Raw genomic sequence first — 22,865 nt, forward strand, 5'->3', positions numbered from 1 at the left:
CTCTTGCTTCAGTTGCTTTCGGTTTGATCGAGGTACCAGCTGGCGGCGCCGATGACGCCCAGTTGCCCGTGCTCGACCAGCTTCACGGGAATGCGTTCGAGCGCCTCGCGCATCGTTCCCTTGTTGAGGAAACGCGGCACGAAGCTGCTCTGGAGAAGGAATTCGCGGATGTTCGGCAGGATGCCGCCGGCCAGGTACACGCCGCCTTGCACGCCGTACAGCAGCGCCATGTCGCCGACCACGCTGCCCAGCAGCCCGCAGAACACGTCGAGGGTTTCGCGCGCCAGCGCATCCTCGCCGGCCAGCGCGGCGGCCGTGATCTGGCCCGGATGGGTATAGGCGGGCGTGGTCCCGCCGCGCACCGCGCACAGCGCGGTGTACAGGTTCATCAGTCCGGGACCGGACAAGGCATGCTCGACCGGAATGTGCGGACGTGATTTCAACATTTCCGCCAGCAGCGCCATCTCCAGCGCATTGCCGGCGGTCAGCGCGGCCTGGCCGGCTTCGGTGGCCAGCACCACGGCGCGGCGGCCGGCGGGAATCCAGACCGCGGCGCCCAGGCCGGTGCCCGGACCGAGGATCAGGATCGGCCCGCGCGGCGCGGCGCCGACGGGACCGGTGAGTTGCAGCACCTGGCTGGCGTCGACCTGCGCGGCGGCGTGCGCCACCGCTTCGAAATCGTTGACCAGGCGGAAGTCGTCAAAGCCCAGGCGCGCGCGGATCTCGGCCAGCGACAGCCGCCAGGGCAGGTTGTTGGTGATGACGGTGCCGTCTTCCAGCGCGTAGCCGGCGCTGGCGATCACGCCGCGATGGATCGGCGGGCCACCCAGGCCATCCAGGAAGTCCCGCAGGATGTCCGCCAGTCCGGGGTAATCGGCGCAGGCGTACTTGCGGTATTCCAGCACGCTGATCGGAGTGACCGGATCGTTGCCGCCGCGCACCAGCCCGATGCGGACGTGGGTGCCGCCGACATCCGCGGCAATGAAGGCGTCGCCTGCCCGGCTCATGGAATCCACCGGCAATGGATTGGCGATTGCGACCACACGTCTCCCCACATGTTCGCGAAGGGGCGAAAGCGAGCAGCCCCGATGGCGCCGGAGTGTGGGAGGGGTTTGACAACGTTGTCAACACTCTGTCATCAAATACGGGCAGGGCGAGCCGCCAGTGGATCAAATTTGCAAATGATCCTGATGATCCTCTCCTGTTCAGTTTCAAAACCGGAGAAATACGTTCAGATTTAAGGTGTTGGGGGCGCATTTGGGCAGTCGCCCATGTTGCGTCGCCGCATGCGGTTGGAAACCACAGGCCTCCGGCGCGGGCGCATCGCGGCGCCCGCGGGTGGCTTCGCGGACGATTCTGTGACAACGTTGTTTCCAGAGGGAGCCACGCAGCGACAGGGCGTGGACGCCGGTCGCGGACCGGCCATCACAATCAGAGAGGGGAGTTCGCCAGACATGACTGCGGTACAAGGCTCGCGACAGTACACGTCCATCGCCATCATCGGCCTGCTGTTTTTCATCTTCGGTTTCGTCACCTGGCTCAACGGGCCGCTGATCACGTTCGCCAAACTGGCGTTCAATGTCAGCGAGACCTATGCCTTCCTGATTCCCAGCGCGTTCTACATTTCCTATTTCTGCCTGGCGTTGCCGTCCTCGGTGATCCTGCGCAGGACCGGCATGAAGAAGGGCATGGCGCTGGGCTTGTTCGTGATGGCGATCGGCGCGCTGGTGTTCGGCCAGTTCACCACCCATCGCTGGTATCCCGGCGCGCTCGGCGGCGTGTTCACCATCGGCGCCGGCCTGGCGATCCTGCAGACCGCGGCCAATCCCTACATCAGCATCCTCGGCCCGATCGAGGGCGCCGCGCAGCGCATCGCGGTGATGGGCATCTGCAACAAGGTCGCCGGCATGCTCGCGCCCATCGCGCTGGCGACCTTCGTGATGCACGGCATGGGCGACCTCGCCGCGCAGGTCGAAGCCGCCGCCCCGGAGGCGAAGGAACTCCTGCTCAACGAGTTCGCCGCCCGCGTCTACGGTCCCTATATGGTGATGGCCGGTCTGCTGGTGCTGCTGGCGATCGGCATCCTGTTCTCGCCGCTGCCGGAAGTGGACACCGCCGAAGCCAATGCCAACGAGGGCGGCACGGAATCGAACCGCCGCAGCGTGTTCCAGTTCCCGCACCTGCTGCTGGGCGTGATCTGCCTGTTCGTCTATGTCGGCGTGGAAGTGTTGGCCGGTGACGCCATCGGCATCTACGGCGAAGGCTTCGGCCTGCCGCTCGACAAGACCAAGGTCTTCACCTCCTACACCCTGGGCGCGATGCTGATCGGTTATCTGTTCGGCCTGGTCGCCATCCCGCGCTTCATCTCGCAGGAACGCTACCTGAGCGTATCCGCGGTGCTGGGCATCGTCTTCGCCATCGGCGCGTTTTTGACCCACGGCTATGCCTCGGTCGCCTTCGTCGCCGCGTTGGGCTTCGCCAACGCGATGATGTGGCCGGCGATTTTCCCGCTGGCGATCCAGGGCCTGGGCCGCTTCACCGAAACCGGATCGGCCCTGTTGATCATGGGCATCGCCGGCGGCGCGGTGATTCCGCAGCTGTTCGCGGTGTTCAAGCAGAGCCATGATTTCCAGCTGGTGTTCACCGCGCTGGCCGTGCCCTGCTACCTGTACATCCTGTTCTTCGCGCTGCGCGGCCACAATGTGGGCCGGGTCAAGGCGGGCTGAGTCGCGCATGATCGCGGTGGAGTTCCCCCATGGCTGAGAACGGCATGCGCAGACCAACCATCAAGGATGTCGCGGAACGGGCCAAGGTCTCGCTGAAGACCGTCTCGCGGGTCATCAACAACGAGCCGTCGGTGATGCAGGGCACGCGCGCGCGCGTCCTGCACGCCATCGCCGAACTGGACTACGAACCGGATCAGTCCGCGCGCAACCTGCGCAGCGGCACGCCGTTCGTGATCGGGCTGGTCTACGACAACCCCAATCCGTACCACATCATCGGTGTGCAGAACGGCGTGCTGGCGGCGTGCCGCGAGACCGGCTTCGGCCTGCAGATCCATCCCTGCGATTCGACCTCGCCGCTGCTGGCCGAGGAGCTGGCCGAGTTCGTGCAGCGTTCGCGGCTGGCCGGACTGGTGCTGACCGCGCCGATGTCCGAGCGGATGGAACTGGTGAACGCGCTGGCCGCGCGTGGCGTCAGGATGGTCCGGATCATCGCCGCCACCGAGGATCCGCAGGACGGCCAGCCGTGCGTGTACGTCGACGATCACGACGCCGCCTACGAGATCACCGAACACCTGATCCAACTGGGCCACCAGCGCATCGGTTTCCTCTGGGGCGGGCTCGCGCACCGCTCCTCGATCGAGCGCTACAACGGCTACGAGAAGGCGCTGAAGGATTACGGCATTCCGCTGGACAAGCACCTGGTGGTGCCCGGCGACTACACCTTCGACGACGGATTCCGTGGCGCGCGCCGGCTGCTGGCGCTGCGCGAACCGCCGACCGCGATCTTCGGCTCCAACGATGAAATCGCCGCCGGCGTGCTGGCGGCGGCCAAATCAGCGGGCATGAACGTGCCCTACGACCTGTCCATCGCCGGTTTCGAGGACAGCCCGTTCTCGCGCCAGTCCTGGCCGCCGCTGACCACCGCCAAGCAGGCCACCGAGGACATCGCCAAGCAGGCCGCGCGCCTGCTGATCGCGACGCTGCGGCAGGACGCCTACGACGACAACCCCACCCCCGTGCACAACCAGGGCTTCGTGCCGCAGCTGGTGGTGCGCGGATCCACCGCGCCGGTCCGCCTGCGCGCCGAACGCCCCGACACCACGACATGACCGACGCTTCCTCCCTTCCCGCGCCCGCCGACACCCTGATGTTCCAGGAGGCGCAGCAGACCGCCGACGTGATCACCGCGCAGTACCAGCGCAACGAATCCGTCATCCGCGCGCTCGCCGCCGATCTGCGTGCCAACCCGCCACCGTTCGTGGTGACCTGCGCGCGAGGCAGTTCCGATCACGCGGCGACCTACGCCAAGTACCTGTTCGAGACCCAACTCGGCTTCGTCACCGCTTCCGCCTCGCCGTCGGTGGGCTCGGTGTATGAAGCGAGGCAGAAGCTCGAGGACGCGCTGTACATCGTCATCTCGCAGTCCGGAAAAAGTCCCGATCTGCTGCACAACGCGCGCGCCGCCGCCGAAGCCGGTGCGCGGGTGGTGGCGATCGTCAACGTCGAGGACTCGCCCCTCGCGGGACTCGCCGACACCGTGATTCCGCTGCATGCCGGCCCCGAGCGCAGCGTCGCGGCGACCAAGAGTTATCTGAGTTCGCTGGCGGCCATCCTCCAGCTGGGCGCGTACTGGAAGGATGAGGCGACCCTGCGCGACGCGCTGCCGCTTCTGCCGGACGCGTTGCGCCAGGCCTGGGCGGCGGACTGGTCGCCGGTCACCGATGGTCTGGTCGATGCGCACAATCTGTTCGTGCTCGGCCGTGGACTGGGCCTGGCCGCCGCGCAGGAAGCGGCGCTCAAGTTCAAGGAAACCTGTGGCCTGCACGCCGAAGCCTACAGCTCCGCCGAAGTGAAACATGGCCCCATGGCGCTGGTCGGTCCGGGTTTCCCGGTGCTGTGCTTCGCCCAGCCGGATGAAACCGGCGCCGGCACGCTGGCGCTGGCGCGCGAATTCCGCGGCCGCGGCGCGCAGGTGTGGGTGGCTTCGGAAGAAGCCGATCCAACCGCCGGCCCGGGCGAATCGCTGCCGTTGGCGCATGCCCCGCATCCGGCCTGCTCGCCGCTGCTGACCATCCAGAGCTACTACCGCGCGATCAACGCGCTGGCGCTGCGCCGTGGCTACAACCCCGATGTGCCGCCGCATCTGAACAAGGTCACCGAAACCGTATGAGCACCGCGCTAGTCCAGGGCCGTGTGCTGACCGCGCAGGGTTTCGCCGAAGGCGTGGCCGTCGTCATCGACGGGCGCGACATCGTCTCGATGCTGCCGGAAGCGGATCTGCCGGCGACGCTGCCGCGCCATGATCTGCAGGGCGCGTGGCTGGTGCCCGGCTTCATCGATGCCCAGGTCAACGGCGGCGGCGGCGTGCTGTTCAACAACGCGCCCACCGTGGAGGCGATCCGGCGCATCGGCGAGGCGCACCGCCGGTTCGGCACCACCGGTTTCATGCCGACCCTGATCAGTGACGATCTGGCGGTGATGCGCGAAGCGATCGCCGCGACCCGCCAGGCGATTTCCGAAGGCGTGCCCGGCGTGCTCGGCATCCATCTGGAAGGTCCGTACCTGGCGCCGGCGCGCAAGGGCACCCACGACGCCGGCAAGTTCCGCGTGCCGGACGCGCGGGAAATCGAACTCGCCGCCTCGCTGGACAACGGCGTCACCCTGATCACGCTCGCCCCCGAACAGGTGCCGGCCGAAGCGATCCGGGCGCTGGTCGCGCGCGGCGCGATCATCGCCGCCGGCCATACCGCCGGCAGCTATGAGGAAATCCGCGCGGGCCTCGCCGCCGGCATCCGTGGATTCACACATCTGTACAACGCGATGTCGCCGCTGCAGGGACGCGAGCCCGGCGCGGTCGGCGCCGCGCTGGAGGATCCGCACAGCTGGGTAGGCATCATCGCCGACGGTCATCACGTGCACCCGGGCAGCCTGCGGGTCGCGCTGGCGGCCAAGCCGCAGGGCAGGGTGTTCCTGGTGACGGACGCGATGCCGCCGGTGGGTTCCGACGATCCCAGCTATGCCCTGTACGGCGAGATCATCACCGCCGTGGACGGCGTGGTCCGCAACGCGGCGGGTTCGCTCGCCGGCTCCGCCTTGGACATGGTCACGGCGGTGCGCAATGCGGTGGACCTGCTGGGCCTGCCGCTGGCCGAAGCGGCGCGCATGGCTTCGACGTACCCGGCCGATTTCCTCGGCCTGTCCGCCAGCCACGGCCGCATTGCCACCGGCTACCGCGCGGACCTGGTGGCGCTGGATGACCGGTTGCAGGTCACCACGACCTGGATCGACGGCGTGCCCGCGACGCACGGCGGCTGAGCGTCCGACACGCCGCGCGGAGAAGCAGCGATGAGCAAAACCACGCCGTTGCGTTTCGCCTCGGTGGACGCCCTGCGCGGCCTCACCGTCGCGGCGATGCTGCTGGTCAACGATCCCGGTGACTGGGGGCATGTCTATGCGCCGCTGCAGCACGCCGAATGGCATGGCTGCACGCCGACGGATCTGATCTTCCCGTTCTTCCTGTTCATCGTGGGCGTGTCGATTTCGCTCGGCATCACCCCGCGCCTGGAGGCGGGTGGCGATCGCGGCGCATTGCTGCGCGCGGTGCTCTGGCGCGGCGCGAAGATCATCGCCATCGGCCTGTTGCTGCACCTGCTGGCGTTCTGGTGGCTGGACAAACCCTGGTTCCGTTCGTGGGGCGTGCTGCAGCGGATCGGCCTGTGCTTCATCGCCGCCGGCGCGATGGCGCTGTACCTGCGTCCGCGCGCACAGGGGTGGGTCGTCGCCGTGGTGCTGCTGGGGTATTGGATGCTGTTGGCGCTGGGCGGCAGCTACGCGCCGCCGGACAACCTGGCCAGCCGCATCGACACCACCCTGTTCGGACAGCTGCTCTATCAGTTCGACCCGGCCACCGGACGGGGCCACGATCCCGAAGGCCTGCTCAGCACGCTGCCCGCCATCGCCACGACCCTGCTGGGCGTGCGCGCCGGCGACTGGCTGCGTCGACAACAGACCCGTCGCCTGCTGTCGGGCGCTGCGCTGGCGCTCGCGGTTGGCGGACTGTGGTCGCTGTGGCTGCCATTGAACAAGAACCTGTGGACGTCTTCCTACGTGGTGTGGACGGCGGGCTGGGCGATGCTGGCGCTCTGGCTCGCGCACGCGCTGATCGACGTGAAGGGTCTGCGCCCCTGGGGACGCAGTTTCGGCGTCAACGCGATCGCGGCCTATGCCGGTTCCGCGGTCATGGTCTACGCGTTCTCCGCGCTGGGCTGGATGCAGCCGATCTACCGGCATGGCTTCGCCGACTGGATGACACCCCGGTTCGGCCCGTACCTGCCTTCGCTGGCGTTCGCCCTGGCGTTCGTGCTGGTCTGGTGGGCGATTGTCCGGCTGATGGATCGCCAGCGCTGGTACCTGAAGGTCTGAGGGGCGCGACGCGGGAAGCGCACCGGATCACGACTTCCTTCGCCGGACCGGAGTAAAAGGGGCCAGTCCCTGACTGGAATCCGGCCATGAACCTGTCCGCCTGGAGTGTCACCTGCCTGGCCCTGTCGCTGATCGCCTGCGATGGCAATGCGGTTGCCGTGACGGCCGCCGTGACGGCCGCCGATGAAGACCCGGGCAAGCCCGCGCCGACGCCCATCGTACTGGCGGGCCATGTGCCTTCCTCGCCGAGCATGACGGCCGCCGCCGCCCAGGCCGCGCCGGGGGTGCCGCAGGTGACCGGCGGCACGCAGCCTGCGTTGCGGATCCCGGATCCACCCTTCGTCAGCACCGAGGTCGCGCGCTTCGATCAGCCGTGGGCGATGACCTTCCTGCCGGATGGACGCCTGCTGGTGACCGAGAAGCCCGGGCGTCTGCGACTGTTGAATCCCGCCACCGGGCAAGGCGGCGAGATCACCGGTGTTCCCACCGTGGCCTATGGCGGCCAAGGTGGCTTTGGCGACGTGATCCTGCATCCGCGGTTCGCCGACAACGGAATGATCTACGTGAGCTATGCGGAGCCGGGCGCCAACAGCACGCGCGGCGCGGCGGTGGCGCGGGCGCGGCTGGTGATCGATGCGGGCGCCAACACCGGACGGCTGGAAGGATTGCAGGTGATCTGGCGGCAGGTGCCCAAGGTCACCGGCGACGCCCACTACAGCCATCGCATGCTGTTCGATGCGCAGGGCAAGCTGTGGATCAGTTCCGGCGAACGCCAGAAGGCTTCGCCCGCGCAGGACATGCAGAGCAATCTCGGCAAGATCATCCGGCTCAACGATGACGGCAGCGTGCCGCCCGACAATCCCTTCGCCAACCAGGGCGGGGTAGCCGCGCAAGTCTGGTCACTGGGGCACCGCAACGTGCTGGGCCTGGCGTTCGATCCCGCGGGCAGACTGTGGGCGCACGAGATGGGGCCCGCGGGCGGCGACGAACTGAACCTGATCGAGCGCGGCTCCAACTATGGTTGGCCGATCGTCTCCAATGGCGACAACTACGACGGCAGCCCGATCCCGGATCATCCGACCCGCCCCGAATTCAACGCGCCGGAGATTTCATGGACGCCGGTGATCGCGCCGGCCGGATTCATCATCTACCAGGCGGACCTGTTTCCGTATTTCCGTGGACGCGGGTTCATCGGCGGTCTCGCGTCGCAGGCGTTGATCCAGGTCGAATTCGGTGACGCACCGCGCGAGGTGAAGCGTTATCCGATGGGGCGCCGCATCCGCGAGGTGGAGCAGGGGCCCGACGGCGCGATCTGGTTGCTGGAAGACGGCGCGGATGCGCGCCTGCTGAAGCTCACCCCCAATCGCGGCTGACGTCCGCCGGTCGAACACCGGCGGACGTGTCGCGAAGCGGATCAGTCGACGACCACCAGCCGCACGTCGATGTTGCCGCGGGTGGCGTTGGAGTACGGGCACACCTGGTGCGCCTGCTGCACCAGCGCCTCGGCCTGTTCGCGGGGAAGGCCCGGCAGGTGGATGCGCAGTTCGGCCTCGATGCCGAAACCGCCGGGGATCTGGCCGATGCCGACGCTGCCGTCGATGCGGGTGTCGGCCGGCAATGCGACCTTGGCCTGGCCGGCGACGAACTTCAGCGCGCCGATGAAGCAGGCCGAATAGCCCGCGGCGAACAGTTGTTCCGGATTGGTGCCGTCACCGCCGGCGCCGCCGAGTTCACGCGGAGTGGTGAGCTTCACGTCCAGCACGTTGTCCGAGGAAACGGCGCGGCCGTCGCGGCCGCCGGTGGCGGTGGCGTGGGCGGTGTAGAGGACTTTCTCGATCGACATGGGAATCTCCGTGGAGGAAAGTGGCGGCGGAGCCGGGCGCCACGACCGGTTGATTGATTGCGATTAAATAGTGCGATATATATTTGGTGAGGAAATGACCGGACCGGTTCAGGCGTTCGCCCCCAGATTGTCGCGCAGGGCCTCGAGCTGCTTCTTCAGACCGGTCATCTCACGCGCATCGCAGCCGGACGCGCACAGCAGGGCCTCGGGAATGGCCCGGGCCTTCTGCTTCAGCGCGCGGCCCTGCGCGGTCAGCTGGATGATGACCTGGCGCTCGTCCTCGCGGGCGCGGGTACGGGTGATCAGGCCACCCGCTTCCAGTCGCTTCAGCAAGGGCGTCAGTGTCGCCGAATCCAGGAACAGCCGTTCGCCAATCTGCGAGACCGTCAGCGCGTCGCCTTCCCACAGCACCAGCATCACCAGGTACTGGGGATAGGTCAGTCCCAGCTTTCCGAGCAGTTGCCGGTACACCTTGTTCAGCGCCAACTGCGCCGAGTACAGGGCGAAGCAGAGCTGGTTGTCCAGCGCCAGCGGGTTGGCGGCGGGATTGGCAGCGTTGGTGGCGCGTGGGCTCATGGCGCGCAATATACATAGCGCGCTATTCAATTGCAAACGCCCCGCTGGAACGCTGTGTCGCCGGAGACCGGAACCTACGGCCCGGGCAACCGGTAGTCGAACCCGTAGAAATGACGACCCTCCTCGATGCGGATGGTCATCTGTCCGCTCAGGCCAGCCAGTTCGCCCGTGCCGGAGTCCGGCACCACCCGCACGCTCAGCTCCGGCTGGCCGCGATCCATGAAGGCGAAGTGCTGCAGCACGAAGGAGCCACGCCGGCCGTGGAGGTGGCCATCGACGCGCTCCATGGCGACGTAGCCGGCCGAGCCGCGCACTTCCGTCATGACCGCCAGCATCTCGCCCAGGCTGGTCGCATCCAGATCGCCCCGGAAGGTCTTGTCGATGGTCTGGCGGCCCAGCCGCGCGGCCTCGATGCCGGGGCTGGCGCCCTGTGGCGTCAGCTTCACGTCGAATTCGCCCTGTGCGTGTCGGATCATGGTGGTGTCCTCGGAAATGGCGTTGGAAAGACGGGAGGGGGCGGACAGACCACCGAGGGTCATGCCCAGCAGGGCCGCCATGATGGCGCCGTGGTCGAGGGGACGCCACATGTCATGCTCCGTCTGCGCCGGGCTCGCCGCCGGCGGACGCATTGCAGTACATTCCGGCGCCGCAGGATTGGACAAACGCGACAGAGATGAAGACCACCGGCACGCCTCCACCTTCGGGCGCTCCGGGCAAGCCACGCGGCGTGCTCCGGCAGCGGCTGGATGCCGGCGTTTTCCGCCACCAGCGGCGGCTGCCCGCGCCACGACTGGGCGAATGGGTCGAGCATTTCTGGCAGGTGGATTGGCAACTGCGGGACTGCCCGCCCCAGCGACAGGAGACCCTGCCGCATCCCAGTGTCCACCTGGTGATCGAGCCGGGCGAGGCGGGCATCCATGGCGTGCATACCGGCCGTTATGTCCGCGAGCTGATCGGCGACTCCTATGCCTTCGGCATCAAGTTCCGTCCCGGGGGATTCCAGCCCTTCCTGCACGACGACGTATCGACGCTCACCGATCGCGGCGTGCCGGTCGCATCCGTGCTGGGCGAAGCGGGTGATGCCTGGGTGGAAGCGATTCGTGGTGCGGCGGATTTCGATGCGCGGGTGGCGATGGCAGAGCGTTTTCTCGACGAACGCCGCCCCGCGCCGGATTTGAAGGTGGCGCAGGTGGCGGCCTGCGTGGCGAGGATCGCCGCGGATCCGGCGATCACCTCGGTCGACCAACTCATCGAGGACGGCGAACTGGGCAAGCGCGCCCTGCAACGCCTGTTCAAGCACTACGTGGGCGTGGGGCCGAAGTGGATCATCAACCGCTACCGGCTGCATGAAGCGGTCGCGCGCATCCAGGCCGGGCAGGCGGTGGACTGGACCCGATTGGCGCTGGACCTTGGGTATTTCGACCAGGCGCATTTCATCCGCGACTTCCATGCCCTGGTCGGCATGACGCCGGGCGATTTCGCCCGCTGCGAGGTGCCGGGCTAGTCGTCGGCGGCGACCGAACGGCGCGCTTCGGCAATCGCGTCGACGCGCGCACGCTTGAGCGCCTCGCCGATTTCCGGCCCACCGAGGCCGGCGGCGGCGAAACCGCGCGCGTTCACCGCCATCGCCGCCGCATGCAAGCGGACCAGCATGGGACCTTGTGGATAGGCGGCCTCCTCGCTGCCCAGCCGGCCGCGCTTGTCGGCCTCGCACACCACGGCGAGGCGGGGCACCCGCTCCGGTCGGCGGAACGCGTCGCAGCGCGACAGCAGGTCGAACACGGTGGCATCGCGCAATTCGTCCAGTCGATGCACGTTGAGATGCTCGCGGCAGGCCATCACCGCCAGATCGCGATGCTCCAGCGGCACCTTCAGCCGTTCGCACAGCGCAAGCACTGGCGCGACGCCGCGTTGTTCGTGCATCACGTGGCGCGGAAGCTCCTCTTCCGGCGTGAGCGCCTTGCCCAGGTCGTGGCCCAACGCGGCGAAGCCGATCAGATCGTCGCCCGGCGCCAGGCGCGCGGCCATGTCGCTGACCATCTGCTGGTGCACCCCGGTATCCACTTCCGGGTGGAACTCCGCGCGCTGGGGCACGCCATACAGCGCTTCCACTTCCGGCAGCACGCTGGCCAGCGCGCCGGCCTCGTGCAGGGTGGACAGGAATGCGGAGGGACGCGCCGAAGCGAGGGCGCGGCGCAGTTCCTGCCATACCCGCTCCGGCACCAGCGTGTCCAGTTCGCCGCTGGCCGCCATCTCGCGCATCAACGCCATCGTTTCCGGTGCGACCGTGAAGCCCAGCGGCGCGAAGCGGGCCATGAAGCGCGCCGCGCGCAGCACCCGCAGCGGATCCTCGACGAAGGCCGGGCCCACATGGCGCAGGACGCGCGCCTGCAGATCCCGGGCGCCGCCACAGGGATCGACGATGCGGCCGTCCTCATCCTCGGCGATGGCGTTGAGGGTGAAATCGCGCCGCCGCAGATCCTCCTCCAGGGTCACCGAAGGATCCGCATCGACCTCGAAACCGCGATAACCGCGTCCACGCTTGCGCTCGGTCCGCGCCAGCGCGTACTCCTCGCCGCTGTCCGGGTGCAGGAACACCGGAAAATCCTGGCCCACCTGCTTGTAGCCGAGCGCCAGCATCTGCGCCGGCGTGGCGCCGACCAAGACATGGTCGCGGTCGCCCGGCTCGATGCCCAGCAACCGGTCGCGCACCGCACCGCCGACGAGATAGGTCTTCATGCGCGCATGATGCCGGATAACGATGTCACAAAGGAACTGAGTACATAAACGTGGCATGGAACTGTGATTGGCCGAACCGGGATGGCCTGACCAGGCTCCCACAGCGAGCCGAGAGGCGATGGACTACACGATGAGTACTTCAGCGTGAACTGCCCATCGGCCTGCTGCAGGTCCGCATCCTCATCGAAATATGATGTCGCGATACAACGAACAGGGACTGAAGAAGACACACGCCGTACTGACCTTAGCCACCCATGTGAGGCAATTGGAATCGCGGTTAATCGATTCCAGGCTAAAAACAGGTTAGCCACTAAAAACAAACCGATATCGGCGGCATTTGTGAGCATTGGCGTGCCCAAACGTAAACCGAATTTTTATGAAGGATCAGGCGTGACTACGCTTGCGCCTAATATAAAAAAACTCTCATAAGAATGAGGTGGTGTTCTCAGAAGTATTCAATGATCGGAGAAGTGTCAACAGAAAGGCAAACAAATCGGTCTTCTTAGCTTGTAAGAATGCTCGAAAGTGCAGCATGCACTGAGGGGGCGCATGGATCGCGCATGTCGCGGAATGGGGCCCCGGCCGAGATGGTTGTGCGTATTTATTAAATGAATGCGGCACTGATGCTTCGTATGGGAATTGAATCAAGGAAGTTGCATATGTCTGAGGGAAATAGTTTCATTTCTTCAAGGGGGCGACATGGGTATGGTGTCGCCCTGATGCTGCTATCGGTGCTTCCTTTTGTCGCTACGGCGCAGGAGGTGCAGAAGCAGTGGAAGAGCCATGCGACATTCGTTGCGCCGTATCGGGCAACGGAACGTGAAGTCCAGCGAGACATCGAGGACATGATCCAGCACTACGCGCGGGTCGGCCCTTTGAAATGGCATGTGAAGGGGCAGGTTGTCCTGAAGGACAAGACAATCTACGAGTACGGGCTCAAGCCAGCGGCTCTGATTAAAGAGGGTTGGACTTACAAGATTGGGGACATGTCATTTGCCAGCGAGCAAGGTCTGGCTGGGGAGATATCGCGTCGGCTGGCGTCGGACTCGCAATGCAAGAAAACTGAGGTTGCGGCGGGAACGTGGATTGCCCCGCCAGGGCAGGTCGGCGCAGGCGACGGAGCAGACGGGAGCAATACATGGGAAACGAACGAATACCGCGTAAAATGGCATAAATATGCAACGGCGACGGCAGCATGCAGGACGTATGAATCGGTCCGGCATGTAAGCAGGGAGCGCAAAGTTGAATGTCCAAACAGCGCAGTTCAAGCCTGGAGCCAGAAAGTTGGCGCATGTGTCATGGCGCCGGAGATGGAATCCATGTTGGCGCAGTTTCTGAGATATTGGAGTTCCCCCTTGCCCAGGCAGTGCGATACGGTGGGGAATCCCTGTGATCCGATTACTGGGAACAAGTCACAGCAAGAATCAGATATCGACCTGGGCTGGATACGTTTCTCACGCCACTATAAATCTTTGAGCAGCACCGCCGGTGGCGCCTTTGGCCCGGGCTGGACGCACTCGCACAACCTGCGATTGACCGTCGGTAGGAATCCCGACGATTTCTTTCCAGCAACAGAAAATGAGATCGGCCTTGTTGACGCTGATGGGAGCCAAATAGCTTTCCGGAAGGACGGGAGCACTTACGAGGCGGAAGATGGCAGCGGCGATCGGTTGGTTCAGAAGGACGATGCGTGGCTGCTTTATCGCGCCAATGAAACTGTGACATTTGATTTGGACGGAAGGTTGAAGGCGCGGGCGTTTGAGGATGGGACGGAACTTGGCTACCGCCATGACATCCGAGGGAGACTGCTGGATATCACGCATTCAAGCGGGCGCCGGCTGACGGTACATTACACCGTTGCGATGGACGAAGAGTTGGTGGGAGCCCTGTCGATAGAAGAGCAGAATGTTGTTTCATATGCGTATACGGAAGATGGTCAACTGGCGTCGGTAACTTATTCCGATGGCGGGACGCGAACCTACCACTACGAGGACGTTCGGTTTCCGCAATTTCTGACGGGGATAACCTCGGAGGATGGCCAACGCTATAGCTGGTTTGGCTATGACGAAAAAGGGCGAGTCAATTGCAGTAGGCATTCTGGTGATTGCGGCCAAACGGATATTGGCATTGACGGTGTTCGGTTGAGTTACGCCTCCAACGGCACTGTCATGGTTACGGAGGCCTTGGGCAAGACATCGAATTACGAGTTGACATCGGCGTCGGCGAGCCTGCGTCCGCGCAAAGTGCGGGCCAGATCGGACAGTCGAGGGGTTGTCCGGCGCGAATACCATGAGGAGGCAACGGACTTTCGCCGGCGGCTTGCTTCTGTCACGGATAGGCGTGGTGTGAAGACCCTCCACTCCTATGGAATTGTCAATGAGACTGCTGGCGGGAAAACGGTCAGCGTGCATACGAAGGCCGAAGCTGCCGGGTGGTCAGGGCAGCGGGTGTCTGAGATCCAGGTTGATATCAAGACCAATCGAATAGTGCGAAGTCGCGTTGGACAACAGGAAGTGGAAGTCGAGCGGAATCAGCGACTCCAGCCGATCCACATAGTTGTGCGGGATGTCGTCAGTGGCGAAGCTCGTAAGAAAAAAATCGAATACTGCCAATCGACAGACGTCGATTGCGCCATGGTGGGGCTGCTCAAACGTGTAGACGGACCGCGCCTGGACATTGCCGATATTACGGCGTTGGAGTATTACTCGGTCGATGATGCGGGTTGCGCGATCACGCCGGCCACCTGTTCTTACCGCAAGGGCGACCTCTGGAAAGTCACCAACGCCAAGGGCCAGGTGACGGAGACCCTGAAGTACGACGGCGCTGGCCGCGTCCTCTCGGTCAAGGACCCCAATGGCGTCATCACCGACTACGCCTACCACCCACGGGGTTGGCTGACTGCCAGCAAGGTACGGGGGACGAATGACGCGGCCGAGACCGACGATGCCATCACCCGCATTGAGTACTGGCCAACCGGCTTGGTGAAGCGGGTGACCCAGCCCGATGGCGCCTTCACCCAGTACACCTACGACCCGGCGCATCGGTTGACCGACATCACCGACAACGCCGGCAACACCATCCACTACGTCCTGGACAACGCCGGCAATCGCATCGCCGAAGAAACCAAGGACGCCGGAGGCGCACTCAAGCGAACGCTGAGCCGCATCTACAACCAGCTCGGCCAACTGGCCACGCAGGCCGATGCCCAGGCCCACCCCACCGACTTCACTTACGACGCCAACGGCAACCTCAACACGCTGACCGACGCGCTGGGCCGGGTGACCGACCACGACCATGACCCGCTCAACCGGCTGGCGCGCACGTTGCAGAACGTGGGTGGCATCGCCGCCGAGACCAAATTCCAGTACGACGCGCTGGACAACCTGACCAAAGTCACCGACCCGAAGGGCCTGGACACCACCTACACCTACAACGGCTTGGGCGACCTGACCCAGTTGCAGAGCCCGGACACCGGCATCACCACCTACACCTACGACAGCGCCGGCAACCGCGCCAGTCAGACCGATGCACGCGGAGTCACCACGACCTACACCCATGACGTCCTGAACCGGTTGACGGCGGTCAGCTACCCGGACACCAGCCTCAACGTCGGCTACACCTATGACACGACGCCGACGGTGTGCGAAGCGGGCGAGACCTTCAGCATCGGCCGGCTGAGCGGGATGGACGATGCCAGCGGCAGCACCCGCTACTGCTACAACCGCTTCGGCCACCTCGTGCGCAAGGGCCAGACCACGAACGGGGTGAGCTTCGTGGTCCGTTATGCCTACACCTTGGGGGGGAATCTGCAGGCAATGGTCTACCCGGATGGCACCACGGTGGACTACGGCCGCAACGCACAGGGGCAGGTGACCGAAATGGGCGTTACCCGCAGCGGTCAGCCCCGGCAGGTGCTGCTGAACCAGGCGGCCTACCACCCGTTCGGCCCGGTGGCGGGTTGGACCTACGGCAACGGCCGGAGCCTGAGCCGGACGCTGGACCAGGACTACCGCCCCCTCACCATTGAAGACCCGAACGCCGGTGGCCTGTCGCTGGGCTTTGGCTATGACGCGGTGGGCAACCTGACGAAACTGGGGACGGCGCAAGGCGTGGCGAACCCGGCCATCCGCTTCGGCTACGACGCCCTGGGCCGACTGACCCGGACCGAGGATGGCCCGACCCAGGCGGCCATCGACGTCTACGCCTATGACGCCACCGGCAACCGCACCGCCCACACCACGGCGGCGGGCACGGCGGCCTACAGCTACCCGACCACCAGCCACCGGCTGAGCGCGGTGGCCGGTGTGCCCCGCAGCTACGACGCGGTCGGCAACACCACCGCCATTGGCGGAACCCGCGGCTTCGCCTACAACGACGCCAACCGGATGAGTGGGGTGCAGCAGGCGGGCGCGACCACCCGGCAGTACGCCTACAACGGCCGCGGCGAACAGGTCCGGCGCTACCTGGGCAACACCAACACCTACACCGTCTACGACGAAGCCGGCCACTGGCTGGGCGACTACGACGACACCGGCGCGCCTGTCCAGCAGGCGCTGTGGATGGACGACCTGCCGGTGGGCCTGCTGGCCAACGGCCAGCAACTCCATTACGTGCAGCCCGACCACCTGGGCACTCCCCGCGTGGTCATTGAAGCGGCGCGCAACGTACCGGTGTGGACCTGGGACCTGAAGGGCGAAGCATTCGGCAGCACGGCCCCGCAGCACGGCCCCGCAGCAGGACCCGGACGGAGATGGCATTCCGTTCGTGCTGGACATGCGCTTCCCGGGGCAGCGGTATGACGCGGCCTCCGCGCTCAACCAGAACTATTTCCGGGACTATGAGGCGAGCTCAGGGCGATATTCGCAGAGCGACCCGATTGGACAGAATGGCGGACTCAATACATATCTCTATGTGAACGGAAATCCGATTTCATATGTTGACTCCCTTGGTTTGGGAGATTGCTTTTATTCAATAGAAGACAGGCGCCTGGTTTGTTATCCAAGCATGCCGGAGACAGCCAGCGTCAATATTCGAGTTTCCTCCGGGAACAATGGTGCAGGAATGCAGTGCAAAGACAATCCGGCATGTACAAACGTTAGAAGCAGAGGGCCAATTCCAACAGGGGAGTGGGTATGGACAGATGGATGGACGTCCAAGCCAAATGGGAGGGTTCTTGCTCCTATGCCAGGCACAGAAGTGCATGGTCGAGACCTCTTCAGATCTCACAGCTGTGTGAACCCTTTCGGTCCATCACTAGGGCCAAGATTCTGTTCTGAAGGTTGTGTAACTGGCACTTCTGAGGACATTCAAGATCTAAACGATTTCATTGACGCCGAGCCGGGAAGTACTCTTCGTGTCATGGATGCTTTCTTTCCAAAAATGCCACCTCGATTCTGGTGACGAATGAAAACACTGCATCACATTGCGATCGCTCTTTCATTTCTTTCTGCCATGGGTAACGCCAGTTGCGGCGAGTTCGAGGAGAAAATGGCGAGGGATATCGTGGGCGCTGAGCGTTCTATTCTGGTGTCCCTCGCTACGCACAGGAGTACGGGAGGAAAATACCTGTGCACGCAGAACTTGTATGCTTGTGCTGGCGCGGACAAGGCAGAGCTTGGGCTTTCGCTGATAGGCGGTAGTAGAAGTTCGCGTGCTCCAAGAGCCCTTGTCGGTCTTGCAAGATTCAAGATGGATGCTGGACTTTCCAGCGATTTCAGGTGCTATATTGGTTACCGTGGTAGTGCCGTGACTCAATGGGTGAATTCCACCGATACGAGCGCATTGTCCGACCAATGCCATAAGGAGCTTGCAGATCTGAAGCGAAGAGCGAGAGCCGTCTACGACGTGAATGCTTCGGAGATCTGTAGGACGCCGCAAGAGCTCGCGATATTCCTGCGCGAGCTCAAGGAGGTGACCAGAATGGAACCTGGGTGCGACTAAAACTCTGGCCAAGAGACAAACGGCATTTTGCCATTCTGACGGCAAGTGCGAATCAAGGGGTTGGGATTGCTTGATTGATCCAAGGTTCAGCTCTTCGGCATGCGCGCGTCGGGGCAGGTGAACTCCCGGCGCTTGCCGTCGAGCTTGCCGAGCATGCGATCGCTGATCGGCAGGGCGTTGCCATTGAGGCGCCAGTCGTAGATCACGCTGAAGGCGAGGATGCGGGCGACGTACTCGCGGGTTTCCTTGTAGCTGATGGTCTCGATCCAGATGTCCGGATCGTAGCCGGGTCGCTGCGACTGCCAGCGCGCGGTCGGAGTGGGACCGGCGTTGTAGGCGGCGATGGCGATGTAGGGAACGCCGTATTTGTTTTCCATTTCGCGCAGGTAGGCGGTCCCCAGCGCGATGTTGGTATCCGAGTCGTACAGGCTGGCGGCGCCGCCCCAGGGCAGGCCCAGGCGCTTGGCGGTGGCCGCGCCCGTGGCGGGCACCACCTGCATCAGGCCCATCGCATTGGCGCCGGAACGCGCACGCGGGTTGAACACGCTCTCGGCGCGGATTTCGGCGGCCACCCAGGCCGGATCCAGCGCGTGGCGGGCGGATTCGCGGCGGATGGTTTCGCCGTGATGCAACGGGAAACGCAACTGGTAAAGGCGCTGCTCGTCCGGACGCTTGCCCAGCGAGAACACCGCGCGATCGAACCAGCCGTTGTCCTGCGCCACTTCCACCGCGATGCGGCGTTGGGTGTCGTCGAAACGCGACAGCGCGCTGTTCCATTCCGCGACCGCCCAGCCGGAGCGATCCAGCTTCCACAGCTCCATTGCGCGCACGATGGCGGGATCGCGGGCGATCGTGTCCCTGGCTTCCTTGCCGTCGTTGGGAATCCACGGGCACAGCGCGTAGGGTTGTTTGAGCCGGTCGGCGGCGAGGAAGCCGTGGAAGGTCGGCGCACGCGCAGCCTCGCGCAGCAACGGCTGCGCGGCGGCGTTGTCGCCGGTCTTTTCCACCATGCGCGCCTCGAAATAGCGCCAGCGCGAATCCTCGCGCTGCTTGGCCGGCATCTTGCGCAGCGCGACCAGCGCGGCACGCCAATCGCCACGTGCCATGGCTTCGCGTACGCGCCATTCGTGCAGACGCTCGTCGTAGGCCGATTCGGGAACGGCGTTGAGACGGCGCGCCGAGTCGGGCTCGTAGGACGCCACCGTCCACAGGGCAATCTGGTAGAGCACGCGGCCGCGATCGGCTTCGGTCATGCCCAGCGCGCTCGCGTATTGCGGCAGCTGGGTCTCGGCGGCACCGGGATCGCGGCTGGCAAGCCGCGCCAGGCCGTAGCTGGCCATGCGCCGGCTGCGATCGGTCTTCGGCCAGTTCAAGGCGCGTGTATGCACGGCGTCGATGAAGGCGGCGTAGTCGTTGGCCAGCGCGGCCTCGTCGGCCGGCAGGCCGCGAGCCGCGGTGCGCATCACCGCGGTCTGGCTTTCGGCGGCGGCCGCATCGATGCGCTCCCAACGCAACGCTGGCGGCAGGCCACCCTTGTTGGCGAGGATCGCGAACACCGGATCGCAACCGTCCGGCAGCGACTTGGCCGCGCCGCGCCACAGGGCCTGCGCGTCCTGGGTCCACTGCGCGTCCGCGCGTCCGGTGGCCTGGCGCGCGTCCAGTTCCGCGCAGCGCAGCGTGGCGTTGTCGGTGGGCTTCCAGGCGCCGAGGAAGGTCGGCCAGTCCTGCCGGCGAGCCAGCGAAGCCAGCCACAGGGAACGGAAGTTTTCCGCCACCGCCTGGCCTTCGTAGCGTTTGAGGAAACCCTGCGCCTGCGAGGTCGGCAACTTGTCGATGTCGCGGCGGAGCGCGGCCAGTTCGACCCAGCCATAGATCGGATGCGATGCCAGTCCTGCATATTGCGCGGCGTTGAACTGGCCGCGTTCGGCGGCTTCCAGCGCGGCCCGCAGTTGTGGCCGTTGCGCATCCAGGTTCTGCGCGCGCGCACCGGCCAGGGGCAGGAGCGCGAGCGCGGCAGCGAGTACGATGAGTGGGGTGGGACGGTTCATGGCCGGAATATACCGGAGCCGGCTGAACGGTCGTGTGCGTATCGGGTGGAAGGAGATTGCGTTTGGATCATTTCTGGATATTCCCGCTGCTGGGCGTGGTGGCGGGCGTGCTGGCCGGCCTGCTCGGCATCGGTGGCGGACTGGTGCTGGTGGCGGCGTTGGTGTGGGTGCTGCCGTTGTTCGGCATTCCCCGGGAAGCGGCCATGCATGCGGCCCTGGCCAGTTCGCTGGCCAGCATCGTGCTGACCGCCGCGTCCTCCGCGTTCGCGCATCACCGGCGCGGCAGCGTGATGTGGCCGACGGTGGCGTGGATGGTGCCGGGGTTGTTGCTGGGCGGTTGGCTGGGCAGCGGGCTGGCGGTGTATCTGGATGACGACGTGCTGCGCTGGGTGGTGGCGATCTACTGCCTGATCGCGGGCGCGCAAATGGCGTTCGGGGGGACCCGCAAGGGCGGTGCCGCGGGTGAAAGCGTCGCGCCGCCACGCGGTTGGCCGATGACCGCGGCCGGTACCGGCATCGGCGCGATGTCGGCGGTGGTCGGCATCGGCGGCGGCAGCATGACCGTGCCATTGCTGGTCTGGCGTGGCATCGCGCCAGTGCGCGCGGTCGGCACTTCGAGCGCCTGCGGCGTGGCCATCGCCATCGGCAGCGCGCTGGGCTATGCCCTGCATGCGCCGGCCGGCGCCCTGCCCGAACACGCCGTGGGCTATGTCTACCTGCCGGCGGCGATTGGCGTGGCGATCGCGTCGGTGCTGGCCGCGCCGTGGGGCACGCGATTGGCGCACGCCATCGGCGGCACCGCGCTCAAGCGGGTGTTCGCGATCTTCATGGTGGTGATGGGCATCAGCATCCTGGTCGCGGGCTGATCGCGGACGGGAGTTCGACGTTCAGCGCAGGGCTTCGGCGGGAACGTCGATGCTCATCGCCAGGGCCAGGTGATCCGAGTTGGCGGCCGGAACCGCGCGCGCGCCTTCGGCCACCAGCGCCTCGCTGATCAGGATGTGATCGATGGCGCGCTGCGGGCGCCAGCTGGGAAAGGTCGGGATCCGGTGCTGCGGCGGGCGCAGGCGGGTGTGCCGGTACAGCACGTCCATTTCCGGCGTGTCGGGCATGCAGTTGAAGTCGCCCATCAACACCGCGTGCGGATGATCCGACAGCAGCTCGGCGATGAAGGACAGCTGCGCGCGGCGCGAATTGGCGCCCAGGGACAGATGCGCCACCGCCACGGTCAGGCCTTCGTCGCCATCGCCGAACCGCGCCACCAGCACGCCGCGTCCGCTGATGCGGCCGGGCAGCGCGTGGTCGCTCACTTCCACCGGCTCCAGCCGGCTCAGCAGGCCGTTGGCGCTGGACGCCACCCGCCCGACGTTGCGGTTGGGCTGGTGGGTCCAGTAATCGAAACCGGCGCGCTCGGCCAGATAGTGGGTCTGGTTGGTGAAGCCCGAACGCAGGCTCCCGGGATCCGCCTCCTGCAGGCCGACGATGTCGTGCTCGCCAGCGAGCTGTGCGATCGCGTCGAGACTGCCGCGTTTGTTGCCGGCCGGCAGCGCATGCGACCAGCTGCGGGTCACATAGTCGCTGTAGCGTCGGGTGCTGGAGCCGGCCTGGATGTTGGCGCTGAGCACCCGCAACCGGCGCGTGCCGGGCATCGTCGTCATGGGGGCGGGGGAACCTGGGGTACCGCTTACTTGGCGGCGCGCTCCTGCGCGATCAAGTGATCGGTGATGCGCAGCATGTCCTCGAAGCTGCGGCCCTTCACCTTGTATTTGCCGTTGACGACCAGGCTGGGCGTGCTGTTGACGCCGGACTGGATCGCGAACTGCTTGGCGCGGTTGACCTTGGCGTTGATGCCGAAGCTGTTCATCAGGCCCAGGAATTCCTTGGCATCCACGCCGTAGCCGGCGTAGAACGCGGCGACCTTGGCCGGATCCGGCTTCTTGCCTTCGCCCGGCAGGCTGCGCTCGGCGTGGATCCGGGTGAACACCGTGTCATGCGTGCGTTCGACCAGGCCCTTGCTCTCGGCGGCGTAGTAGGCCTGCGCATACGGCAGCCATTCCGGACCGAACGCGACCGGGACGTAGGTCAGGCGGACGTCGGCCGGCAGGGTCTTGCGCCACGGCATCACCTGGGTCTGGAAGCTCGCGCAGGCCGGGCAGACGTAGCCGAACACTTCCACCACTTCGATCTTGCCGTTGAGCGGGGCGTACGGCTGGCCGTTCGGAATCAGGTCGTAGTCGACGCCGGCGACCGGCGCGGGACCGGCGGGTGCGGTCGGCGCGGGTGCGTTCGACGGCGCCGGGGCGTCGGTGGAAGCCGGCGCGCTGCCTTCGGCCGGCGCGGCCGGGGTTTCCGCCGGCGCGGCGGTGTCGGTGGCCGGAGCCGCCGGCGTTTCCGCGGCGGGCGCGGGGGCGGCGTCGGTGACCGGCGCGGTCGCGCCGGGGGCATTGGTCTGGCCGCAAGCCGCCAGCAGCGGCAGCAGGGCGAGCGTCATCAGGAGCGGACGAAGTTTCATTGCACTGAACTCCAGCATGGAAAAGATTCGTGGGCGGACGACGAGGTCCGCGAAGGGAC

General features: G+C 65.6%; 18 protein-coding genes and 2 pseudogenes. 11 read left to right on the forward strand and 9 right to left on the reverse strand.

The window, feature by feature from the left end; genetic code table 11:
* Nucleotides 1-8 precede the first annotated feature (8 nt).
* Nucleotides 9-1,007, reverse strand: a complete 999-nt coding sequence (locus AC3DEZ_RS02700) for a glucokinase family protein (protein WP_488386828.1) — start codon at nucleotides 1,005-1,007, stop codon at nucleotides 9-11.
* 447 nt (nucleotides 1,008-1,454) lie between these two features.
* Here AC3DEZ_RS02700 and AC3DEZ_RS02705 point away from each other — a divergent pair, with 447 nt between their 5' ends.
* The 6 genes from AC3DEZ_RS02705 to AC3DEZ_RS02730 all read left to right on the forward strand — a co-directional run bounded on the left by AC3DEZ_RS02705 (nucleotide 1,455) and on the right by AC3DEZ_RS02730 (nucleotide 8,521).
* Nucleotides 1,455-2,726 carry a sugar MFS transporter gene (locus AC3DEZ_RS02705; protein ID WP_488386829.1) on the forward strand — a complete coding sequence of 424 codons (1,272 nt, stop codon included), beginning with the start codon at nucleotides 1,455-1,457 and terminating at the stop codon, nucleotides 2,724-2,726.
* A gap of 44 nt (nucleotides 2,727-2,770) precedes the next feature.
* Nucleotides 2,771-3,835: a LacI family DNA-binding transcriptional regulator gene (locus tag AC3DEZ_RS02710; RefSeq protein ID WP_488386830.1), complete on the forward strand. Its 1,065-nt coding sequence runs from the start codon at nucleotides 2,771-2,773 to the stop codon at nucleotides 3,833-3,835.
* Complete coding sequence (locus tag AC3DEZ_RS02715; RefSeq protein WP_488386831.1) at nucleotides 3,832-4,896, forward strand: SIS domain-containing protein; 1,065 nt, start codon at nucleotides 3,832-3,834, stop codon at nucleotides 4,894-4,896. Before AC3DEZ_RS02710 ends, AC3DEZ_RS02715 begins: the two co-directional genes overlap by 4 nt.
* Nucleotides 4,893-6,041, forward strand: a complete 1,149-nt coding sequence (gene nagA / locus AC3DEZ_RS02720) for an N-acetylglucosamine-6-phosphate deacetylase (protein WP_488386832.1) — start codon at nucleotides 4,893-4,895, stop codon at nucleotides 6,039-6,041. Before AC3DEZ_RS02715 ends, nagA begins: the two co-directional genes overlap by 4 nt.
* A gap of 30 nt (nucleotides 6,042-6,071) precedes the next feature.
* On the forward strand, nucleotides 6,072-7,148 hold the full coding sequence (locus AC3DEZ_RS02725) for an acyltransferase family protein (RefSeq protein ID WP_488386833.1): 1,077 nt from the start codon (nucleotides 6,072-6,074) through the stop codon (nucleotides 7,146-7,148).
* Between the two features lie 251 nt (nucleotides 7,149-7,399).
* Nucleotides 7,400-8,521, forward strand: coding sequence for a PQQ-dependent sugar dehydrogenase (locus tag AC3DEZ_RS02730; protein ID WP_488387043.1), 1,122 nt, complete (start codon nucleotides 7,400-7,402; stop codon nucleotides 8,519-8,521).
* A 41-nt stretch (nucleotides 8,522-8,562) separates the two neighbouring features.
* On the opposite strand, the gene AC3DEZ_RS02735 is transcribed toward AC3DEZ_RS02730, so the two are convergent.
* From AC3DEZ_RS02735 to AC3DEZ_RS02745, 3 genes are all read right to left on the reverse strand, one after another.
* On the reverse strand, nucleotides 8,563-8,991 hold the full coding sequence (locus tag AC3DEZ_RS02735; protein ID WP_440472465.1) for an organic hydroperoxide resistance protein: 429 nt from the start codon (nucleotides 8,989-8,991) through the stop codon (nucleotides 8,563-8,565).
* Nucleotides 8,992-9,099: 108 nt separating this feature from the next.
* A complete protein-coding gene (locus tag AC3DEZ_RS02740; protein WP_488386834.1) occupies nucleotides 9,100-9,567 on the reverse strand; it encodes a MarR family winged helix-turn-helix transcriptional regulator in 468 nt (155 codons plus the stop codon).
* A 74-nt stretch (nucleotides 9,568-9,641) separates the two neighbouring features.
* Nucleotides 9,642-10,154, reverse strand: coding sequence for a DUF3224 domain-containing protein (locus AC3DEZ_RS02745; RefSeq protein ID WP_488386835.1), 513 nt, complete (start codon nucleotides 10,152-10,154; stop codon nucleotides 9,642-9,644).
* An 86-nt stretch (nucleotides 10,155-10,240) separates the two neighbouring features.
* On the opposite strand from AC3DEZ_RS02745, the gene AC3DEZ_RS02750 reads away from it, so the two are divergent.
* The gene (locus tag AC3DEZ_RS02750; protein ID WP_488386836.1) at nucleotides 10,241-11,071 is read left to right on the forward strand and encodes a DUF6597 domain-containing transcriptional factor; all 831 of its coding nucleotides are present in this window, start codon (nucleotides 10,241-10,243) and stop codon (nucleotides 11,069-11,071) included.
* On the opposite strand, the gene AC3DEZ_RS02755 is transcribed toward AC3DEZ_RS02750, so the two are convergent.
* Nucleotides 11,068-12,306, reverse strand: a complete 1,239-nt coding sequence (locus AC3DEZ_RS02755; RefSeq protein WP_488386837.1) for a multifunctional CCA addition/repair protein — start codon at nucleotides 12,304-12,306, stop codon at nucleotides 11,068-11,070. The genes AC3DEZ_RS02750 and AC3DEZ_RS02755 overlap by 4 nt on opposite strands.
* Nucleotides 12,307-13,625: 1,319 nt before the next feature.
* Between AC3DEZ_RS02755 and AC3DEZ_RS02760 the strand changes: the two are divergent.
* Nucleotides 13,626-13,868: pseudogene (locus tag AC3DEZ_RS02760) on the forward strand (DUF6531 domain-containing protein); the annotation flags it as partial.
* Here the strand turns inward: AC3DEZ_RS02760 and AC3DEZ_RS02765 are convergent.
* Nucleotides 13,761-14,129 (reverse strand): hypothetical protein, encoded by a 369-nt coding sequence (locus AC3DEZ_RS02765; protein WP_488387049.1) that lies wholly within the window; start codon nucleotides 14,127-14,129, stop codon nucleotides 13,761-13,763. The pseudogene AC3DEZ_RS02760 and the gene AC3DEZ_RS02765 overlap by 108 nt on opposite strands.
* 810 nt (nucleotides 14,130-14,939) lie before the next feature.
* On the opposite strand from AC3DEZ_RS02765, the pseudogene AC3DEZ_RS02770 reads away from it, so the two are divergent.
* Together AC3DEZ_RS02770 and AC3DEZ_RS02775 are read left to right on the forward strand one after the other, a co-directional pair.
* A pseudogene (locus AC3DEZ_RS02770) lies at nucleotides 14,940-17,706 on the forward strand (RHS repeat-associated core domain-containing protein).
* Between the two features lie 3 nt (nucleotides 17,707-17,709).
* Entirely contained in the window at nucleotides 17,710-18,246 is a 537-nt protein-coding gene (locus AC3DEZ_RS02775) for an Imm57 family immunity protein (RefSeq protein ID WP_488386838.1), read from the forward strand.
* 86 nt (nucleotides 18,247-18,332) lie between these two features.
* Here the strand turns inward: AC3DEZ_RS02775 and AC3DEZ_RS02780 are convergent, their stop codons facing one another.
* The gene (locus AC3DEZ_RS02780; protein WP_488386839.1) at nucleotides 18,333-20,294 is read right to left on the reverse strand and encodes a transglycosylase SLT domain-containing protein; all 1,962 of its coding nucleotides are present in this window, start codon (nucleotides 20,292-20,294) and stop codon (nucleotides 18,333-18,335) included.
* 62 nt (nucleotides 20,295-20,356) lie between these two features.
* Between AC3DEZ_RS02780 and AC3DEZ_RS02785 the strand changes: the two genes are divergently transcribed.
* Nucleotides 20,357-21,160, forward strand: a complete 804-nt coding sequence (locus tag AC3DEZ_RS02785) for a sulfite exporter TauE/SafE family protein (protein ID WP_488386840.1) — start codon at nucleotides 20,357-20,359, stop codon at nucleotides 21,158-21,160.
* Between the two features lie 21 nt (nucleotides 21,161-21,181).
* On the opposite strand, the gene AC3DEZ_RS02790 is transcribed toward AC3DEZ_RS02785, so the two are convergent.
* Both AC3DEZ_RS02790 and AC3DEZ_RS02795 read right to left on the reverse strand, forming a co-directional pair.
* Nucleotides 21,182-21,952 carry an endonuclease/exonuclease/phosphatase family protein gene (locus AC3DEZ_RS02790; protein WP_488386841.1) on the reverse strand — a complete coding sequence of 257 codons (771 nt, stop codon included), beginning with the start codon at nucleotides 21,950-21,952 and terminating at the stop codon, nucleotides 21,182-21,184.
* Nucleotides 21,953-21,978: 26 nt separating this feature from the next.
* On the reverse strand, nucleotides 21,979-22,806 hold the full coding sequence (locus AC3DEZ_RS02795; protein ID WP_488386842.1) for a thiol:disulfide interchange protein DsbA/DsbL: 828 nt from the start codon (nucleotides 22,804-22,806) through the stop codon (nucleotides 21,979-21,981).
* Between the last annotated feature and the right edge of the window lie 59 nt (nucleotides 22,807-22,865).

The organism is Pseudoxanthomonas sp. 134C1, from assembly GCF_057773065.1.

Excerpts from the sequence above, each read along its gene's own strand:
- AC3DEZ_RS02700 (WP_488386828.1), bottom strand. The coding sequence starts at position 1,007 with ATGAGCCGGGCAGGCGACGCCTTCATTGCCGCGGATGTCGGCGGCACC.
- AC3DEZ_RS02705 (WP_488386829.1), top strand. The coding sequence starts at position 1,455 with ATGACTGCGGTACAAGGCTCGCGACAGTACACGTCCATCGCCATCATC.
- AC3DEZ_RS02710 (WP_488386830.1), top strand. The coding sequence starts at position 2,771 with ATGCGCAGACCAACCATCAAGGATGTCGCGGAACGGGCCAAGGTCTCG.
- AC3DEZ_RS02715 (WP_488386831.1), top strand. The coding sequence starts at position 3,832 with ATGACCGACGCTTCCTCCCTTCCCGCGCCCGCCGACACCCTGATGTTC.
- nagA (WP_488386832.1), top strand. The coding sequence starts at position 4,893 with ATGAGCACCGCGCTAGTCCAGGGCCGTGTGCTGACCGCGCAGGGTTTC.
- AC3DEZ_RS02725 (WP_488386833.1), top strand. The coding sequence starts at position 6,072 with ATGAGCAAAACCACGCCGTTGCGTTTCGCCTCGGTGGACGCCCTGCGC.
- AC3DEZ_RS02730 (WP_488387043.1), top strand. The coding sequence starts at position 7,400 with ATGACGGCCGCCGCCGCCCAGGCCGCGCCGGGGGTGCCGCAGGTGACC.
- AC3DEZ_RS02735 (WP_440472465.1), bottom strand. The coding sequence starts at position 8,991 with ATGTCGATCGAGAAAGTCCTCTACACCGCCCACGCCACCGCCACCGGC.
- AC3DEZ_RS02740 (WP_488386834.1), bottom strand. The coding sequence starts at position 9,567 with ATGAGCCCACGCGCCACCAACGCTGCCAATCCCGCCGCCAACCCGCTG.
- AC3DEZ_RS02745 (WP_488386835.1), bottom strand. The coding sequence starts at position 10,154 with ATGTGGCGTCCCCTCGACCACGGCGCCATCATGGCGGCCCTGCTGGGC.
- AC3DEZ_RS02750 (WP_488386836.1), top strand. The coding sequence starts at position 10,241 with ATGAAGACCACCGGCACGCCTCCACCTTCGGGCGCTCCGGGCAAGCCA.
- AC3DEZ_RS02755 (WP_488386837.1), bottom strand. The coding sequence starts at position 12,306 with ATGAAGACCTATCTCGTCGGCGGTGCGGTGCGCGACCGGTTGCTGGGC.
- AC3DEZ_RS02765 (WP_488387049.1), bottom strand. The coding sequence starts at position 14,129 with ATGCGTGATATCCAGCAGTCTCCCTCGGATGTCATGGCGGTAGCCAAG.
- AC3DEZ_RS02775 (WP_488386838.1), top strand. The coding sequence starts at position 17,710 with ATGAAAACACTGCATCACATTGCGATCGCTCTTTCATTTCTTTCTGCC.
- AC3DEZ_RS02780 (WP_488386839.1), bottom strand. The coding sequence starts at position 20,294 with ATGAACCGTCCCACCCCACTCATCGTACTCGCTGCCGCGCTCGCGCTC.
- AC3DEZ_RS02790 (WP_488386841.1), bottom strand. The coding sequence starts at position 21,952 with ATGACGACGATGCCCGGCACGCGCCGGTTGCGGGTGCTCAGCGCCAAC.
- AC3DEZ_RS02795 (WP_488386842.1), bottom strand. The coding sequence starts at position 22,806 with ATGAAACTTCGTCCGCTCCTGATGACGCTCGCCCTGCTGCCGCTGCTG.